The following is a 17,209-nucleotide window of genomic DNA, read 5'->3' on the forward strand; positions in this document are numbered from 1 at the left end:
AGCTGGCGCTGCTCATTATGTAAAAATCTCTCGGTGATCATCGCCACCGCCTTGGCCGGAGACGTCAGGGTTGTGTCTATAGTAAACAGAGCGTTTTCCCAAGCCTCATATTCTTGATCCAGTACAGATTGCCAGGTCGGTGGAGTCAGCTTCGGAATATCAATTTTCCTGGTTTCTAACCGTCGCTGGTGCTCATGTTTGTCAGAGCAGATCACTTGGATGTTGACTAACGGAGCACCAGAGCGTGCAGCGATATCGCTCCACGCTTTTCGGCTTTCGATTACTGGGTTAACACAGTCAACTATTTCCGTGCTGCCAAAACGAAGAATGCTCAGAGCGAGCTCATTGGCGACCATGTAACCGCTCCGCCCAACGTCTTGTGCAACAGCACCGGAGTTTCGAATAGATTGCTCAATCGTATCAATCCTCAGATACACGGCACTTGTTCTGGTGGCGAGGTCACTTGCGGTAGTCGTTTTTCCGGTACCTGGAAGGCCGCTGAAGACAATGAGCATTTTATCTCCGTAAATTAGTGAGTTAACGCTGTTTGGGTGGCTGCCACTTATGCGGCAGCATCTGATCGATTTCGCTCACCCGTTGCGTCGGCAAGCGCGTGAGCACATCCTTTAAATAAATGTACGAGTCATAACCATTCCGCCGCGCCGACTGGCTCAGACTCATGATTGCTGCCACCCGCTTTCCGCTGCGTAGCGAGCCTGCGAAGAGCCAGTTCTTGCGCCCCAAGAGCCCATGGCCTGATTTGGTTTTCGGCCCAATTGTTGTCTATGGGTACGGCCCCGTCATCAAGGTAGCGCGACAGCGCTGCCCAGCGTTTCAGGCTGTAATCGGGTGCTTTGCTGATGGCTGAGCCTTCGGGCACGAGGTCACGCTGGGTGATCATCCAGGCGTGCAGCCTATTCATCGCCGGCACGGCTTTCTCTTTCCGTATTCGGCGCCGTAAATCCGGCTCCAGATCGCGGACTTCGCTCTCGACTTCGTACAACAGCTGGATGTAGTGCAGGGCCTGCTCAGCGATCTGGCTCTTGTTGGTTGCATGCAACTCAAAGAACTTGCGCCGGGCATGGGCCATGCAGCCGATCTCGGTCACGCCGAGTTCGAAGCAGGCCTTGTAACCGCCAAAATCGTCACAGACCAGTTTGCCTTTCCAGCCGTGCAGAAAGTTACGAGCATGCTCTCCGGCGCGACTGGGGCTGAAGTCATAACCACCGCCGCCACATCCGAGAACTGGCTGGTGGCGTAGGCCCAAACATAGGAGCGGTGGGTTTTTTTTGTTCCCGGCATGAGCATCTACACCGGTGTTTTATCGGCATGAATAACCTGCTGTCCGAGTACCACGTCGCGCAGCGCATCGACCAGCGGCAGCAACTGAACTCCGGTCACGCCAACCCATTGAGCCAAGGTTGAGCGTGGAATCGCCAGGCCCGCTCGACCGAAGATCGATTCCTGACGATAAAGCGGCAGATGGTCAGCAAACTTGGCGATCATGACGTGTGCGAGCAGACCCGAATTCGGGATGCCCTTGTCAATAATTTGCGCAGGTACTGACGCCTGGATCAGCGTTTCGCAGTCATCGCATACCCACTTGCCACGCACATGACGCTCGATGGTAAACACGTCCGGCGTGCAGTCCAGCTTCTCGCTGACATCTTCACCGATACGCTTGAGTGCGCTGCCGCACTGGCAGTGGCTGTAGTCGGGTTCGTGATGGATCAGGGTGCGCGGAAACTGCGGCGGCATCGCGGTGTGTTTAGGTTTTTGCCGAGCCTCGGTCGAAGCCGGCGCAGCTTGCAGCGCCTCAAGTTCGGCTTCGATGGCTGCGATATCGGTGTCGATCAGGTCATCGAGCAGACTGGCTTGATCCGGGCTTAATTGCTCGCTGCGCTTGGCAAACTTGAAGCGCTTGAGTTGCGCGATCTCGTGAGTCAGTTTTTTCGATGACTGTTTGATCACGGTTGATTTTATTGCCCATTGTCTCGACTGTCTGATCGAGACACTCGACACGCGGCATCAACTGCGCTGCCAGAGCGCGCAGTTGTTCAGGGGTTAGGTGGTCGAGATTGGGGAACGAAGTCATGCTGCCGATTTTGCCAGAGTAGGCGAAAACCGACGACAGGCTGATCGGACAATTGCACGGCCAGGCGGGATGTGTCAGAGATTACAGGATGGAAATGGCGCTGCCTGGCCCGACTCTTTGCCAAGGCAAACCCAGCACCAGGGCGTGCAGTCGTTCGGCGCCTAATTCCATCAGAGAGCCGTGTCGAGAACCCGGCCAGAAGAACGTGCCCTGATGCAGGCGGCGCACCGCCAGCCAGATACCCAGCCCGTCATGCACCAGCACTTTCAGGCGATTGGCGCGGCGGTTGGCAAACAGATAAGCACAGTGCGGCTGCGCCGCATCGAACACGGCGACCATGTCCATCGGCTCGATGGCGAGCCAGATGGAGTCGATGCGGATCATCGCAACAGGTCTCGCAAAGGTCGCACGGGTAGCCGTGCTTTCGGTCGGCCAGTTCACTTTGACGGTACCGCGTGGGTCTGGGATTTCGAGGCAGATCATGGCCGGGGTGATATCTGATCGTGACGCCGACGACGGTAAAGCCACGGGGATAAAAGCAGGTTGCAGAACGGCACTTTTCTGCGATTGCAGCCGAATCAACTTGTGGACGAGGTTCGCGTTGAGGCTGTGGCTCAGTGCGACGCTGGCAATCGAAGCGCCGGGCTGGGCGCACTCTTGAATGACCTGGCCCTTGAAGGATTTGGAGTAGGAACGGCGTTGTGGCTGCATGAAAGACCCGCTTAAAAGGCTAGAACTGGCGCCCACTTAGATTTAAGTGCACACCATGTCCTGGCATTGCGGGGTAGGGTAGATAACTTGGCCGGACGCGTACGCATTTCCGTGCTGACAAAAGAGCGATGCAGTTGCCATCAGGCGAGGATTGTCATGTAGTCGCTATCAGTTAGCTGTCGTTCCTGAAGGGAAAAGCCCCGCAACGCTGCGGGGCCTTTGTTCGAGGTTATCAGATTCCTGATTTGATCTTGGTCCATGCCCGCGTTCTGGCGCGCTCTGCATCGCGGCCGAGCGGCTTTAAAGTGTAGAGCGTCGCCATGGCTGCCTCGGTGGGGTACAGGTTGGGGTTATTGCGTATCGCCGGGTCAACCAGTTCGGTGGCGTCCTTGTTCGGATTGGGATAACCGACAAAGTCGCTGATTGGAGCGATCACCTGGGGTTGCAGCAGGTAATTGATAAAGGCGTAGGCAGCTTCCGGATTTTTTGCTCCCTTGGGAATTGCGAGCATATCGTACCAGATCGGTGCGCCCTCTTTCGGTAGACGCATGTCGACTACCACGCCGTTCTTGGCTTCTTTGGCGCGGTTGGCGGCCTGGGAGAAACTACCGGAAAAGCCTACGGCAACGCAGATGTCTCCGTTGGCGATATCTGCCATGTACTTGGAGGAGTGGAAGTAGGCTATGTAGGGACGGATTTTCATCAGCAACGCTTCGGCTTTGACGTAGTCTTTGGGGTTGCTGCTGTTGGGGTCTAAGCCCAGGTGTTGCAGTGCTAGCGGCAACATATCCGCTGGCGAGTCCAGCAGCGTCACCCCGCATTGCTTTAGCTTGCTGACGTTCTCTTCATTGAAGATCAAGTCCCAGCTGTCCACCGGCGCGTTCTCACCTAAGGCAGCCTTCACCTTAGCTGGGTTGAAGCCTATCAGGATGGTGCCGTACATATAAGGCACGGCGAACTTATTGCCGGGGTCGTTGGCCTCGATCAGCTTCATCAACTTGGGATCGAGGTGGTTCCAGTTCGGCAGCTTGCTACGGTCCAGCGGTTGAAATACCCCGGCATCAATCTGCTTGGCGAGGAATACGTTCGACGGCACCACCACGTCATACCCGGAATTTCCGGTCAGCAGTTTTGCTTCCAGCGCCTCATTGGTATCGAAGATATCGTAGACCAGTTTGGTCTGAGGGTTTTGTGCCTTGAAATCTTCAAGAGCTTTTGGGGTGATGTAGTCGAACCAGTTGTAGACGTGTAACGTTTGTTCTTCTGCGTGAACGGCACCACTGAACACCATGAAGCAAAGGGCGGGAGCGATAAGGCATTTGAGTCTGTTCATTGTTCTAATTCCTCATTGGGCGCTTTCAAAACCTTCGAGAACGTTCACGGCATTGATGCCGATTTCTTTTACCGCATAACCGCCTTCCATCACGAACAGCGTCGGCTTGCCGAGCTTCGCGATTCGTTCACCCATAGCCAGGTAATCCGGGCTGTCGAGCTTGAAGTGAGAGATCGGATCATCCTTGAAAGTGTCCACACCCAAGGACACCACCACGATGTCGGCGCCATAGCGTTCGATTTCCTCGCAAGCCTGTTCCAGCGCGGCGCTCCAGGTATCCCAACCTGAGCCTGCGGGTAAGGGATAGTTGAAGTTATAGCCAGCACCCGCACCGTCACCCAACTCCTCTGCGTAACCGAGGAAATACGGATACTCCGCTTCGGGGTGGCCATGTATCGAAGCGAAAAGCACGTCGCTGCGGTTATAGAAAATCGATTGGGTGCCGTTGCCATGGTGATAGTCGACGTCTAGGATCGCGATTTTCTTGTGCCCCTGATCAATGAAGGCCTGTGCAGCAATAGCGGCGTTATTGAAGTAGCAATAGCCGCCCATCAGGTCACTGGCCGCATGATGGCCCGGCGGGCGACACAAGGCGAAAGCACCGCGAGCGCCTTGTTGGACCGCCTGTTGCGCAGTCAATGCCACTTGGGCAGCACTGTAGGCAGCTTGCCAGGTGCCGGCGGTAATCGGTGCGCCGCCGTCGAAGCTGTAATAACCGAGTTGACCATGCAAGCAGGTGGGCATAACCCGGCGCAAGGTGCGAGCGGGCCAGGCGGACGGCAGCAAGTCTCCGTCTCGGCCGAAGGTGGTCCAGCGTTGCCAGGCTCCCTTTAAGAAGTCTAGATAGTCGGCGCTGTGGATGCGTTGCAGCGGCGCCAAGCCGAAGTCGTGGGGCGCGCGTACCTGCCCCAGTTCGCGATCTTTGACCCGTTGCAAAACGTGATCGGCGCGCGATGGCATTTCAAAGCAGGGCATCAGTTGCCCGTGCATCAGTTCGCTCCGGCCGTGGTGCAGATGATGATCATCCGAGTAAATCGTCAGCATATTGTTGTTTTCCGCAGGCTGTGTTTGTGCATGCAGTCTTGCTGCGGGCGGGGTTTATGAGAATGGCAGGAACGGCCACAATGGGATAAATATGGCCAACATGAGTGTCCGAAATTCGCTCCTGAATGAAGCGGTCATGCCCTTAAATGGGGCGAGAGCCGAAATTGACTCGGCGACACTCCGCTCCAGTGCACAAACGCGAGCCTGAAACAGGGGGGTACGCTTAAGCTTAGTGCCTCGGCAATCCCGAAGACCGGTAGCTCATCTTTGGCCCGCAACTACTTGGCCTGATCGAAGCGCCGTTCCGCGAGCAGTTCTTGGTCGCTGAGGCCTTGCTCACGTAGAAGTCGACTCGAGGCGCTAGCCGAGCATCTGGAAGGTTTTCCCAGCAGAGCCAGATAATGCAGCGACGGCCGCAACGCGTCACCGAAAGTTGCACCTACAAGCCGGGCATCGGCAAGCACGCCGCAGTAGGAAACGTGCATGTGCGGGCACAATTATTTGTGTGTTTGCATGATGTTCCATTTTGTTGGCGTTTTTTGTTTTTCTAGCCAACCAGTGGGCAGGTTTCACGGGTTACTTGAAATTGGAAGAGATGCATCATTGCCTCTCAACTTATTAAAAGCGGCTTGGCCCGCTCCTGACAATTTCGCGCATCAGGCTCAGGTAGCGACTTGCCCCCAACCCCAGTGGCCGGTTTTTGACCCAGACGATATCGACCCACAAGCGCATCTGACTAGCCATGTTGTCAAAGACCACTTCAGTCAGGACGCCCGTGGCGATCAACGGTTGGACCAGAGGCTGTGGAAGATAGGCCCATCCCAATCCTGCTTGCACCATGTCCAGCGTCGCCAGATAACTATCGCTGAGCCAGACTCTTCGTGACAGAACCACTCGCGGATCAGAGCCGGTGGGCTCACCCGTTGCCACGATAATCTGGCGGATGTTCACTAACTGCTCTTCATTCAAGGGGCTGTTCTTGCCGGCGGCTGCGGGATGATCCGGAGATGCAACGGCCACCAGTAACTGGCTTCCTGCCTCAAGGAAGGTCTCACGCTCATCAATTCCCGGCCGCTCGAACACCAGTGCCAACTGCACGCTGCCTTCATGGAGCATGCGTACTGCTTCCGATTGAGAAGCAGAGCGAACCTCGATTTCAAGCGTGGGGAACTCCTTGGCCAATGTAGACAGCGGGCGGCTCCAAGCTCCCGTCTGCAGCTCCGGTGCCATGGCCAAAATCAGCCGACTCTCCAAGCCTTGGTGAAGCTGAAGGGCATGCGCGTCCAGCAAGTTCAATTGACTCGCGACTTGTCTTGCCTGGGGTTCCAATGCTCTTGCGGCTGCCGTAGGGATGGCTTTGCGGGTTGAACGGTCGAAAAGCAACATATCCAGTTCCGCCTCAAGCTGCGACACCGCCATGTTGACTGCCGAAGGCACCCGTCCCAGCTTTCGCGCGGCTGCGGAGAAGGAGCCGCCGTCGACGACCGAAAGGAATACTTTTACTGACTCGCTGGTAAATGCCATAGCGTTGTCAACTTATCTGATAACAATCGTCTTTTTTTATCAGATAAATGCACCTAGATTCCAGCCCCACAACAACCGTTCTTGGGGAATGCCATGCAAAACGTTATAGGGCAGGGCCACGTGGCGCTTGTCAGTGGAGCTGGAAGTGAGCTCGGAATCGGTATGGCGATTGCCCGAAGGCTAGGGGCGGCCGGGGCCAAATTGATCGTCACGGCGAGCAGCGCCCGCATTGCAGATCGCGTTGCAGAGTTGCGTGCCGAAGGCTTTGAAGTCGTAGGGCGGTCCGCCGATCTTACCGATGAACATCAAGTGCGTGAGTTTGGCCTGTGGGCCGAGTCTATTTGGGGACGGATCGATATCCTGGTTAACAACGCCGGTATGGCCATGCAAGGAAGTCCCGAGCCGTTCTCGGAGTTAGCGGCTATGGATCTGCATATGTGGAACCTTTCGCTGGTTCGAAACCTAACTACGGCCTTTCTTCTTACGCGAGCACTTTTGCCCGGCATGCAGGCACGCGGATACGGACGCATCGTCAATATCAGCTCCACCACTGGCACTCGATGCAGCAATCCCGGTGAAGCAGCCTATAGCGCCGCAAAGGCTGCAATGGTTGGCATGAGCATGGGGCTGGCGCTTGAGGTGGCCAAGCAAGGGATCACGGTGAACAGCGTCGCTCCTGGCTGGATCGCCACCGGGTCGAGTTCACCCGAGGAAGTCAACGCCGCGGGTTACACACCGGTTGGCAGGGCCGGACGTCCTGCGGAGGTGGCTGCTGCGGTAGCTTTCCTTGCGTCTTCAGAGGCGAGCTACATCACCGGCGAAGTCATTGTGGTGGATGGTGGAAATTGCTTGGTCGAGAACAAGGCTCCTTGAGCCTGACCGCACGCCACATGTTCTTAAACTCTATTTTGGCAGGAGGTTTCATGGGCCCTCGGACTGTACTCATCACTGGTGCAGCAGGTGGTGTTGGTCGCGCGCTGGTTGAACGTTTTTTGAATGAAAACTTCAAGGTTTTCGCGACGGATTTGGACGCAGAAAAGCTCGCAGACCTGCACGTTGACTATCAGGTGTCAGGCATTTTTTGCGGTGATATCCGCCAACCAGCGGTGTGTGCCGCGGCCGTTGCTGCGGCGGTCACAGCAATGGAGCGGCTCGATGTATTGATCAACGCTGCGGGAGTTTGGCGCGAAGGTCCGGTTGAAGATTTTACCGAAGAGGATTTCGACATTGTTCTAGACGTGAACCTCAAGGCCACGTTCTTCATGTGCTCTGCCGCTATACCCCATCTGAAATTGTCAGAGGGCTTGATCCTGAATATTTCAAGCGATGCCGGCCGACAAGGCAATCGAAACGCTGCTGCCTATTGCGCAAGCAAGGGCGGCGTGACCCTGCTGACAAAAACCCTAGCGTTGGACTTGGCACCCTTTGGCGTGCGCTGCAACGCTATTTCACCGGGCGACATCGAAACCCCAATGCTCAAGTTTCAAGCCGCCCACTACGGGCAGGGAAGCCCGCAGGCCTACTACCAAGATTTGCTGGACAAGTACCCCCAAGGTGCCCGGGCAAGGTTCATCCAGCCGCAAGAAGTGGCCGAGCTGGCGCTTTTCTTGTGCCAACCCGGTGCGCGATCCATCACCGGCGCGGACATGGCGATTGATTGCGGCGTCTCTGCTGGAAACTAACAATTGCCCATTGGGCTGATACCTGACAAAAGGGTTTGATCATGTCGAAAAGTGGAATTTGTGAATCGGCGGTGGCTATTTTTGCTGCGAACGAGCGTCGTCGTTTCATCGAAAGCAACCCCAAGTCGGTGGCGCTTGCAGAACGGGCCAAGGCCAATTTGTTCAACGGCGTGCCCATGCACTGGATGAGTGACTGGTCCATGCCCACCCCGCTCTTTGTCCAGCATGCCAAGGCTGCACGCTTCACGGATGTCGATGACCATGAGTACATCGATTTCTGCCTGGGCGACACTGGTACCATGTTCGGCCATTCGCCAGTCCCCATCGCCCGCGCCATCGCTGAGCAGGCGAACAAGGGGCTGACCACTATGCTCCCTGGCGAAGATGCTGTGGTCTGTGGTGAATTGCTTGCCCAGCGCTTTGGCCTGCCTTTCTGGCAAGTCACCGCCACAGCCACCGACGCCAATCGTAATGTGCTGCGTTGGGCACGGGCGATTACGCGGCGCAACACGCTGCTGGTTTTCGACGGCTGTTATCACGGCACAGTGGATGACGTGATGGTGCGCTGTCGCGATGGCAAAACCGTGCACCGTTCCGGCCTCGTCGGTCAGGCCTACGACATGACCCAGTACAGTCGGTCCATCCCCTTCAACGATATCCAGGCGTTGGAAGCCGCGTTGGCCCAATGCGATGTTTGCGCGCTGATGTGCGAACCGGCGATGACCAATATTGGCATGGTGCTGCCCGACCCGGGATTCATGCACAAGTGTCGGGAACTAACCCTCAAATACGGCAGTTTGCTGATCGTCGATGAGACCCACACCATTTCTACCGGCATCGGCGGATGTACTCAACTGTGGGATCTGCAACCCGACTTCTTCGTGGTGGGCAAGCCGATCGCGGGTGGCGTCCCTTGTGCGGTCTTTGGCTTTACCGAGCAGGTTGCCTTGGCAATGACGGACGCGCAGGAGAACGTCCGCAAGGATAGCGGCGGGCATGGTCACAGCGGCATGGGCACGACGCTGTCCGCTAACGCACTGGCGATGCGTTGTATGCGTGCCAACTTGGAGGAGGTTATGACGCAAGCGGCCTACGACTACATGTTGCCGCTCGCCGCAGGGTTGGCCCAGGGGCTTAGGTACTTATTCAAGCAGCACCGCCTGGACTGGTCTGTGGCCGAACTGGGCGCGCGTTGCGAATTCCAGTTCTGTGCCACTCCCCCAAGAAATGGAGCTGAAGCCGAGGCGGCCTTCCATGACAGCCTACAAATAGCTCTGCACCTCTACCTCATCAATCGCGGGATCCTGATCACACCGTTCCACAACATGACGCTGTGCAGTCCACAGACAAGTCATATGGATCTCGACAGGTTGATCGGCGAGTTGGATGGTGCTTTGACCGCCCTCCTTGCCATACCGGGGGCCCGCGTCGCGTCCACATAGCAAAGACATGGAGTAAACATCTCTTTTAAACATTTCCAAGGCGCTTGAATCAACGCTAAGAGGATTGAAATGCAATTTGCTGATCGAAAAGAGGCTGAAGACTATCTTGCAGCCCACCCAGAAGTCCGCAGCATCGAGTTGTTTCTCATCGACGCCAACGGTGTGCCGCGCGGCAAGTTGTTACACCGCGATGAGTTGTTGGCTATTTACGAAAACGGACGACCGCTGCCCAGTTCCATTCTCGCCTTGACCGTACAGGGTGAAGACGTGGAAAGCACTGGCCTGGTCTGGGACGTAGCTGATGCCGATTGCTGGACCTATCCTCTGCCAGGCAGCCTGACCTTGCAACCCTGGCGAGCCACCCCTACGGGGCAGTTGCAGGTGACCATGCACCCGACGCTGGGTTTGCCTGCGGCTCCAGCTGATCCGCGACACGTGTTGGTGCATGCCATCGACCGGCTCAAGGCCGACGGCTACCATCCGGTGATGGCTGTTGAGTTAGAATTTTATCTGCTCGATCAGCAGTGCGACGCCAATGGTCGTCCGCAGCCAGCACTGCAGGCCAACGGCGTGCGCCCCCAGGCACCGCAGGTCTACGGCATCTACGAATTGGAACAGCTTCAACCATTTCTTGATGACCTCTACGCTGCCTGCGCGGTGCAAGGGCTGCCGGTGCGTACGGCGATCTCTGAGTACGCTCCGGGTCAGGTCGAACTGACCCTAGAGCATCGTTTCGATGCGCTGCAAGCAATTGATGAGGGCGTTCGCTACAAACGCCTAGTCAAAGGTGTGGCTAACAAGCATGGACTACAAGCGTGTTTCATGGCCAAGCCGTTTGGCGACCAAGCTGGAAGTGGCCTACATTTACACGTCAGCTTGGCGGATGAACATGGCAACAACCTGTATGCCAGTGACGACCCACAGGGTACGCCGCTGCTGCGTCATTCGATCGGCGGAATGATGGCCACTCTGCTCGATTCGCTGGCGATATTCTGTCCCCACGCTAACTCGTATCGGCGTTTTCAGGCCAGCAGCTATGCGCCGCTTGCCAAGAATTGGGGTGTGAACAATCGCACCGTATCGTTCCGCGTGCCCGGTGGCACCGCGAAAAGCCGGCACATCGAGCACCGCATCTGTGGCGCTGATGCCAACCCCTATCTTGCTGCGGCTGCGTTGCTCGCCGGAATTCACTACGGCATCCGCCACCAGAGCGACCCCGGTGCACCGATTGAGGGCAATGGCTACGAACGGGCGACCGATTTCCTGCCCACCGATTGGCTTACCGCATTGCTAGCACTGCAACGTTCAAGCTGGGCCAGCGAAGCGCTGGGGGCTGAATTCCTCAAAGTGTTTCTGGCGATTAAATGGCGCGAGTATCGCCAGTTCACCGCTGAAGTAGGGGAACAGGATTGGCGCTGGTACCTGACCCACGCCTGAGCTGACCTTCGGTGAGCCTCCATGGCGGCTCACCGAAAGGGCATGATTTCTGCTTGTTATGCTGAGTCTGTTGATCACCTCGTTGGAGGTATCGAAAAACAGCGGTGCAATCGTATAGACACCTTTACCGCCAAAAGTGCAGCAGACTCCCAGGGACAGGGTTCCAGCTACCTAAAAGCCAAGACCATACCGCCTTACGAGGGTTAGAGAGGATGAGTAAATTTTTCGGCAATATTAGTGTCCGGCTCAAACTGGCGCTGGGATTCGGTTTGGTCTTGCTGCTGACTTTGATGATCGCCTTGACCGGCTGGTTTGAGTTGGATTCTTTGGTCCAGCGCGGTGACAAGCAAGCTTCAATATCGGAGCTCGAAAAAGCTAGCCAAGATCTACATATCGCTCGCCAGCTCTATACCTCCAGTTTCGATGCTACTCATGCAGCTGCCGTGTTCAAGTTGCTGGATAATCTCGACCAAAGATTGCTACTCGCTCAAATACAACATAGGTCGCCTCGCGATATCCAAGCGATAGAAGAGAGCATCAATGTTGTCCGCAACTACCGCGAATCGTTTAACCAATTCAGCCAGTCCATCGCGGTTCGCGAATCCACTCGCGACGATTTCGGCAAGTATGGTGATGCCGTCTCGAGCAGCCTCAACGAGGCCGATGACGTACTCCACAAGCGGAACAGCACAGACGAAGATGCTAAGAAACAAGAGCCGTTGCTGGATGCCGTTGCCAATCAGAAACTGTTGATGCAGAAGGCGCGATTAGAGCTGCTTGGCTACACCTATAGCGGTAATTCTGAGCTGGAAAATTCTGCGTTGGACACCATTGATCTAGTTCAGAGCAATATCGAACAGTTGGTCAACAGCATGCCTCCAGAGCTCGCTAAAGGAATGCAAAGCGCCAGTCAGGCACTGGATGGCTTTCGCTCGGCTGTTGGCCAGTTCAGTAATGCGCAATTGGCTACGGAGCGGGCGCGGAAAATTCAGGATGGCTACGCTACTCGATTGTTTGAGTTATCTGAGCAAATGTCGGCTGATCAGATTATGAAACGCAATCAGGAGTCTAAGGACGCTAAGGTACTGATCAGCGTCGCGGCACTTGTGGCTTTGCTGTTGGGGATTTTGGCCGCCTTTATCATCAGTCGTCAGATTACCTTACCGATTCGTGAAACTCTCAACATCGTCGAACGTGTTGCAGCAGGCGATCTCACTCAGGGCCCGGCGGTCACCCGCCGTGATGAATTGGGTGTGTTGCAGCAGGGCATTGAGCATATGGGTGACACCTTGCGTCGCCTCATCCGCGGCATTCAAGACGGGGTGACGCAAATCGCTAGTGCTGCGGAAGAGCTATCGGCCGTAACCGAACAGACCAGCGTAGGAGTGAACAACCAGAAAGTTGAGACCAATCAGGTCGCTACCGCCATGCACGAAATGACCGTTACCGTACAAGAAGTCGTGCGTAATGCAGAGCAAGCCTGGCAAGCTGCCGCAGATGCCGATTGCGAAGCTCTTGAAGGAGAAAAAGTCGTTGGAGAAGCTATCGCGCAAATTGAGCGACTGGCCGCTGAAGTCGCTCGCTCGACCGAAGCCATGATGGTATTGCAGCGGGAGAGCGATAAGATCGGCGGCATTATCGACGTGATCAAGGCTGTGGCCGAGCAAACTAACCTGCTGGCACTCAATGCCGCCATCGAAGCGGCCCGTGCCGGTGAGGCTGGTCGTGGCTTTGCCGTGGTCGCCGACGAAGTTCGTGGTCTTGCCCGGCGTACACAAAAGTCTGCCGGGGAAATCGAAGAGCTTGTTGCCGGTTTGCAGAGCGGAACCGGGCAGGTTGCTAGCATCATGAACAGCAGCAGCGGTCTGACCGACAGCAGCGTGGCGCTGACTCGCAAGGCCGGTGTCTCACTAGGGACCATCACTCGCACCGTTTCAAACATCCAATTGATGAATCAGCAGATTGCGGCGGCTGCCGAGCAACAAGGTATCGTGGCAGAGGAGATAAGCCGCAGTATAATTAACGTACGCAACGTCTCTGAACAGACAGCCGCCGCCAGCAACGAAACCGCCGGGTCCAGTGTTGAATTGGCGCGACTGGGCAACCAGTTGCACATGATGGTCAGCCATTTCAAACTCTGACGAACCCAGTCTGTAAAAGCGGAGTGCTAATCCTGAATAGGCTGCTGTGATGAGCGATAGACACGATATTGCCCACGGAAACTGCAATTTTTTTGATATAGGTCATACCCAGATCTTATTCGCCGAGCCATTTATGCACGCCGATGATGATGGTCCGCTGCAAACCCAGGCCACGGGCGAGACAGTCATGCGCTACCACTTGTGCTGGAAGCACCGAGACTTGGATGGCGTCATGGCGCTGTACCACCCGGACATCCAGTACCACGATTTTTTCCAGAACCGCGTGATGGGGTTGGACGAACTGCGCGAGTACATACGCGACAGCATGCCGCGCAATCCTGGTGAAGCGTTGGAGCATTCGGATCGCATTCGACTGGACGGCAATACCGCGTTTATTCAATACAAAATGACCTTGCGCGGTAGCGAAGGGATGGTGTCGCTCCGCTCCAGCGAAGCTATCACTGTGCGTGACGAGCTCATCTGGAGCATTAACCAATACGCCTCCCTGGTGCGCGAGCAGCCCTCCAGCAAAACCATCACTGCCTTGCGTCCGGCGGCCGTTCGGCTTGGCTTGTCGACGCGGCAACTGAGCTTTCTGGCCGAAGACCTGCAGCAATACTTCGAGCGCCAGCAACCGTATCTGGACCCGGAGCTCGATTTGCAGCGGGTGGCGAAGGAGTGCGGTTACAGCCGCAATCAGATTTCCTACCTCTTAAACCAGGTGCTTGGGCAGAGCTTCTATCGCTACGTTAACCAGGCGCGTTTGCAGCATCTGCTGGCAGCACTGGATAACGCCACACCTCCGCTGCGGGTCGACGAGTTGGCGTTTGCCGCCGGTTTCAACTCGCTGTCGGCGTTTTACAGTTGTTTTCGCCAGCACACCGGCCAGACTCCCAAGGCCTACGTCAAACAAATTTCTTTGCATGCACGCGTGCAAGACGGCCTCTGAGCTCACGCTCTAGGAACGCGATTATCGAAGCTTGAGTGGCTGAATCTTGTATGCAGGCGTGTGGCGCACCACCTGGTGGATGAATCAACTCAGCGACTCGTTGTTAGAGCTCCCGGGGCGGGAACACTACTTGGGTGTCGACGAAACCGATATAGGACTGTAACCATCTGGGCGACTGAATCGCCCCGGATTCTATAGAAACTTTGCAAGCTCATTGCGTAACACTTTTCAAACTCTACCGGTGACAGCTGATTGTTGAAACCATGGCGGCGTTTTACGTTGTAGAACATCTCGATGCAATCGAACACATCGCTACGAGCATCTTCGCGCGTGGAATAGATTTTCCGCTTGATCCGTTCCCGCTTTAGAAGCTGGAAAAAGCTCTCGGCCCCGGCGTTGTCATGACAATTCCCTCGGCGACTCATGCTGGCAACCAAATTGTTCGCCTTCAAAAAGCTGCGCCAATCGGAGCTGCTGTACTGGCTGCCCTGGTCGGAATGAACCATCACCTCTTGCTTCGGTTTACGCCTCCAAACCGCCATCAATAACGCATCAATGGCCAAATCACTGGTCATTTGCGACTTCATTGACCAGCCAACGACCTGACGAGAAAACAGATCCAGCACCACCGCCAAATACAACCAGCCTTCATACGTACGAATGTAGGTGATGTCGGTGACCCAAACCTTGTTGGGTGCCACGACATCGAACTTACGCTTCAGCAAATTGGGTGAGGCGACCGCTGGCTTACCGCCGTACTTTCCAGGGCGGCGTCTATAACCTGTCTGAGAACGCAGACCTTCAAAACGCATCAGCCTCGCCACACGATGACGACCACAATCCTCACCGACCTCGCGCAGATCATCATGAATTTTGCGATAGCCATAAACGCCGCCGCTCTCCAGCCACGAATGCTTGATCAAGCCCAGCAATCGCTGGTCGTCTTTAGCGCGTGCAGCTTGCGGCTCAGACAGCCAGGCGCAATAACCGCTGGGATGGGCTTTAAGCGTCAGGCAAAGCCGTCGAATCGAATAGTCTTCCGAGCTGCTTAATAAAAGCGTACTTCAGCCGCACTCCTTGGCAATGTGCGCGGCGGCCTTTTTAATATGTCTCGCTCTTCTGTGACACGCTTGAGTTCCGCTCGCAGGCGACGCAGTTCGGCGTGCTGATCATCATCCTGCTGCCGTTGTTCTTGAGGTTTGCTGTAGCGCTTTATCTAGCCATAGAGGCTATGCGTCGACACGCCAAGACGTGCCGCCACATCAGCGACGGGTAGCTTCTTTTCGGTCACTTGATTGACCGCTTGGATTTTGAATTCTTCGGCGTAACGCGGGTTGCTCATGGCACCTCCTAATTGGCCTCACTTTAAGGCAAAGAGGTGTCTACGAAACCCGGGGCGATTCAGATACCCGTTGGCGAACTATCATCACAGTGAAATGAACTGCGTCCGCTCCTGAAGGATGCGCCGAGTTCATCCAAGAGCTTGCCCAGTGATCCGAATCGACGCCACCGCCTTGAAACAGTCAATGAGCAACTTGCTCATGAGATCGCGATCCTCAGATGCCACAAGTTCGCCAAGCGCAGTAAACGGCTGAGCCCTGATCAGGGTAGGCTCCTCGACCCCTTGCTGGACATTGATATCGCGGCCATTGAAGCCGAGCTGAAAGCGGTCAATCCGCCAACCGCACCGGCCGAGCCACGCGAGAACCCCAAGCGTGGCCCGCTGCCAGCTTCAGCGTATCGGCGAAGACGTCAGCGAGAAACTGGATTACATGCCGGTCGTGTTTATCGCTGAGCAGCATGTGTGCGGGAAATGGGCCTGTCGCCAGTATGAAACGCTGATCCAGGCGCCGGTACTTGCGTAGGTCATCGATAAAGGCATCCCTACGGCAGGCTTGTTGGCTCACGTAATGGTGGCGAAGTTTGCCGACCAGTTACCGTTCTATCGCCAGGAATCTATTTTCGGTCAGGCCGGCTTGCCGATTGCGCGCTCAACGCTGGCGCAATGGGTTGGACTAACAGGTGTTCAACTCCAGCCGCTAGTTCATGCGTTGCGCGATGCCGTGCTGCCCGCAGCACTTAAGCGTCCAGCGAAGTCACCTTACTAACGCCTCCGCAGCGGGCATGAATGCCTAGCTAATAAGTGCGTCATCTGTCGATGGAAGTCGACTGGGCTACCAATTGCCAAGGGTCGCTATTTAGCAGATGCAGCTAGCGAAGCGCATGAAACTCAAGATCCTAGATGTCGGTCAGATCTACCAACTGCTTGCGCATAGGCACGCATGCCAATTGGAGCCCGGAGGCAGAGTTGAAAACAGCTTGAGCGCTTCTGGTGAAGCCACAGCACTGATAAAAGTTTTCAGCATTCAGCGTGGCTTCAAGGTGGATCTCAGCAAGTCCCGCCTTTCGTGCTAGATGCTCAAGATGAGCGACCATCTTTTTACCTATGCCTTGGCCCATGAATTTGGGTAACACAAAGATTGCCTCCAGTTCCCCGCTCTGGAGATTTATCAGCCCTGTAGCCACAGGAAGTCCATTCACGCACGCCAAGTGATAATCTTTTTCCACCCAGGATCTGTAATTATCCGTGAGTGGAACGCAAGTCCAAGCCACCACTTGAGCATTCGTGTAAACGGTGCGGCATTGGTTCTGAATTGCCTGAAAGCGGATATCGAATGCTGCCTCAGCATCACAACGCTCAGCTCGACGAATCTGCAACATCTTCACACTCCTGAGATTGGCCATTCTGAACGGAGAATGAAAAAGCCCCGTCCATTCCTGACGGGGCTTAAGTCAATGCACCTAGTACCTACGCCGCATCACATTATGGCCCGCCCAAGGCGGTCATCAA

General features: G+C 55.7%; 11 protein-coding genes and 5 pseudogenes. 8 read left to right on the forward strand and 8 right to left on the reverse strand.

Going from position 1 to position 17,209, the window contains the following annotated elements; translation table 11 throughout:
* Positions 1 to 11: 11 nt before the first annotated feature.
* The 6 genes and pseudogenes from HKK54_RS22845 to HKK54_RS22875 form a co-directional block, all read right to left on the reverse strand.
* A pseudogene (locus tag HKK54_RS22845) lies at positions 12 to 515 on the reverse strand (AAA family ATPase); the annotation flags it as partial.
* A gap of 22 nt (positions 516 to 537) precedes the next feature.
* Positions 538 to 2,095: pseudogene (gene tnpC / locus HKK54_RS22850) on the reverse strand (IS66 family transposase).
* Positions 2,096 to 2,176: 81 nt separating this feature from the next.
* On the reverse strand, positions 2,177 to 2,806 hold the full coding sequence (gene tnpB / locus HKK54_RS33505) for an IS66 family insertion sequence element accessory protein TnpB (protein WP_237150980.1): 630 nt from the start codon (positions 2,804 to 2,806) through the stop codon (positions 2,177 to 2,179).
* A 232-nt stretch (positions 2,807 to 3,038) separates the two neighbouring features.
* Positions 3,039 to 4,139 carry a polyamine ABC transporter substrate-binding protein gene (locus HKK54_RS22865; RefSeq protein WP_169387927.1) on the reverse strand — a complete coding sequence of 367 codons (1,101 nt, stop codon included), beginning with the start codon at positions 4,137 to 4,139 and terminating at the stop codon, positions 3,039 to 3,041.
* Positions 4,140 to 4,151: 12 nt separating this feature from the next.
* Positions 4,152 to 5,183, reverse strand: coding sequence for a histone deacetylase family protein (locus tag HKK54_RS22870; RefSeq protein ID WP_169387928.1), 1,032 nt, complete (start codon positions 5,181 to 5,183; stop codon positions 4,152 to 4,154).
* A 618-nt stretch (positions 5,184 to 5,801) separates the two neighbouring features.
* Complete coding sequence (locus HKK54_RS22875; RefSeq protein ID WP_169387929.1) at positions 5,802 to 6,707, reverse strand: LysR family transcriptional regulator; 906 nt, start codon at positions 6,705 to 6,707, stop codon at positions 5,802 to 5,804.
* 93 nt (positions 6,708 to 6,800) lie between these two features.
* Here HKK54_RS22875 and HKK54_RS22880 point away from each other — a divergent pair, with 93 nt between their 5' ends.
* From HKK54_RS22880 to HKK54_RS22905, 7 genes and pseudogenes are all read left to right on the forward strand, one after another.
* On the forward strand, positions 6,801 to 7,580 hold the full coding sequence (locus HKK54_RS22880) for an SDR family NAD(P)-dependent oxidoreductase (protein ID WP_169387930.1): 780 nt from the start codon (positions 6,801 to 6,803) through the stop codon (positions 7,578 to 7,580).
* A gap of 50 nt (positions 7,581 to 7,630) precedes the next feature.
* Positions 7,631 to 8,389 (forward strand): SDR family NAD(P)-dependent oxidoreductase, encoded by a 759-nt coding sequence (locus HKK54_RS22885; RefSeq protein WP_169389336.1) that lies wholly within the window; start codon positions 7,631 to 7,633, stop codon positions 8,387 to 8,389.
* A gap of 41 nt (positions 8,390 to 8,430) precedes the next feature.
* A complete protein-coding gene (locus tag HKK54_RS22890) occupies positions 8,431 to 9,831 on the forward strand; it encodes an aspartate aminotransferase family protein (protein WP_169387931.1) in 1,401 nt (466 codons plus the stop codon).
* A gap of 69 nt (positions 9,832 to 9,900) precedes the next feature.
* Entirely contained in the window at positions 9,901 to 11,268 is a 1,368-nt protein-coding gene (locus tag HKK54_RS22895) for a glutamine synthetase family protein (protein WP_169387932.1), read from the forward strand.
* Between the two features lie 290 nt (positions 11,269 to 11,558).
* Positions 11,559 to 12,551: pseudogene (locus HKK54_RS34040) on the forward strand (methyl-accepting chemotaxis protein); the annotation flags it as partial.
* A gap of 144 nt (positions 12,552 to 12,695) precedes the next feature.
* Complete coding sequence (locus HKK54_RS34045) at positions 12,696 to 13,409, forward strand: methyl-accepting chemotaxis protein (protein WP_442962338.1); 714 nt, start codon at positions 12,696 to 12,698, stop codon at positions 13,407 to 13,409.
* Positions 13,410 to 13,542: 133 nt separating this feature from the next.
* Positions 13,543 to 14,358, forward strand: coding sequence for a helix-turn-helix domain-containing protein (locus HKK54_RS22905; protein ID WP_169387934.1), 816 nt, complete (start codon positions 13,543 to 13,545; stop codon positions 14,356 to 14,358).
* Positions 14,359 to 14,558: 200 nt separating this feature from the next.
* Here the strand turns inward: HKK54_RS22905 and HKK54_RS22910 are convergent.
* A pseudogene (locus tag HKK54_RS22910) lies at positions 14,559 to 15,700 on the reverse strand (IS3 family transposase); the annotation flags it as partial.
* Between the two features lie 111 nt (positions 15,701 to 15,811).
* Here HKK54_RS22910 and HKK54_RS22915 point away from each other — a divergent pair.
* Positions 15,812 to 16,460 (forward strand): annotated as a pseudogene (locus HKK54_RS22915) (IS66 family transposase); the annotation flags it as partial.
* Positions 16,461 to 16,596: 136 nt separating this feature from the next.
* Here the strand turns inward: HKK54_RS22915 and HKK54_RS22920 are convergent.
* On the reverse strand, positions 16,597 to 17,079 hold the full coding sequence (locus HKK54_RS22920; RefSeq protein WP_169387935.1) for a GNAT family N-acetyltransferase: 483 nt from the start codon (positions 17,077 to 17,079) through the stop codon (positions 16,597 to 16,599).
* Positions 17,080 to 17,209: the final 130 nt, after the last annotated feature.

Source organism: Pseudomonas sp. ADAK13, from assembly GCF_012935715.1.
In the GTDB taxonomy this organism is placed as follows: Bacteria; Pseudomonadota; Gammaproteobacteria; order Pseudomonadales; family Pseudomonadaceae; genus Aquipseudomonas.

What these genes read in the sequence shown, in the direction of transcription:
- tnpB (WP_237150980.1), bottom strand. Translation starts at nt 2,806, where the DNA reads ATGCAGCCACAACGCCGTTCCTACTCCAAATCCTTCAAGGGCCAGGTC.
- HKK54_RS22865 (WP_169387927.1), bottom strand. Translation starts at nt 4,139, where the DNA reads ATGAACAGACTCAAATGCCTTATCGCTCCCGCCCTTTGCTTCATGGTG.
- HKK54_RS22870 (WP_169387928.1), bottom strand. Translation starts at nt 5,183, where the DNA reads ATGCTGACGATTTACTCGGATGATCATCATCTGCACCACGGCCGGAGC.
- HKK54_RS22875 (WP_169387929.1), bottom strand. Translation starts at nt 6,707, where the DNA reads ATGGCATTTACCAGCGAGTCAGTAAAAGTATTCCTTTCGGTCGTCGAC.
- HKK54_RS22880 (WP_169387930.1), top strand. Translation starts at nt 6,801, where the DNA reads ATGCAAAACGTTATAGGGCAGGGCCACGTGGCGCTTGTCAGTGGAGCT.
- HKK54_RS22885 (WP_169389336.1), top strand. Translation starts at nt 7,631, where the DNA reads ATGGGCCCTCGGACTGTACTCATCACTGGTGCAGCAGGTGGTGTTGGT.
- HKK54_RS22890 (WP_169387931.1), top strand. Translation starts at nt 8,431, where the DNA reads ATGTCGAAAAGTGGAATTTGTGAATCGGCGGTGGCTATTTTTGCTGCG.
- HKK54_RS22895 (WP_169387932.1), top strand. Translation starts at nt 9,901, where the DNA reads ATGCAATTTGCTGATCGAAAAGAGGCTGAAGACTATCTTGCAGCCCAC.
- HKK54_RS34045 (WP_442962338.1), top strand. Translation starts at nt 12,696, where the DNA reads ATGCACGAAATGACCGTTACCGTACAAGAAGTCGTGCGTAATGCAGAG.
- HKK54_RS22905 (WP_169387934.1), top strand. Translation starts at nt 13,543, where the DNA reads ATGCACGCCGATGATGATGGTCCGCTGCAAACCCAGGCCACGGGCGAG.
- HKK54_RS22920 (WP_169387935.1), bottom strand. Translation starts at nt 17,079, where the DNA reads ATGTTGCAGATTCGTCGAGCTGAGCGTTGTGATGCTGAGGCAGCATTC.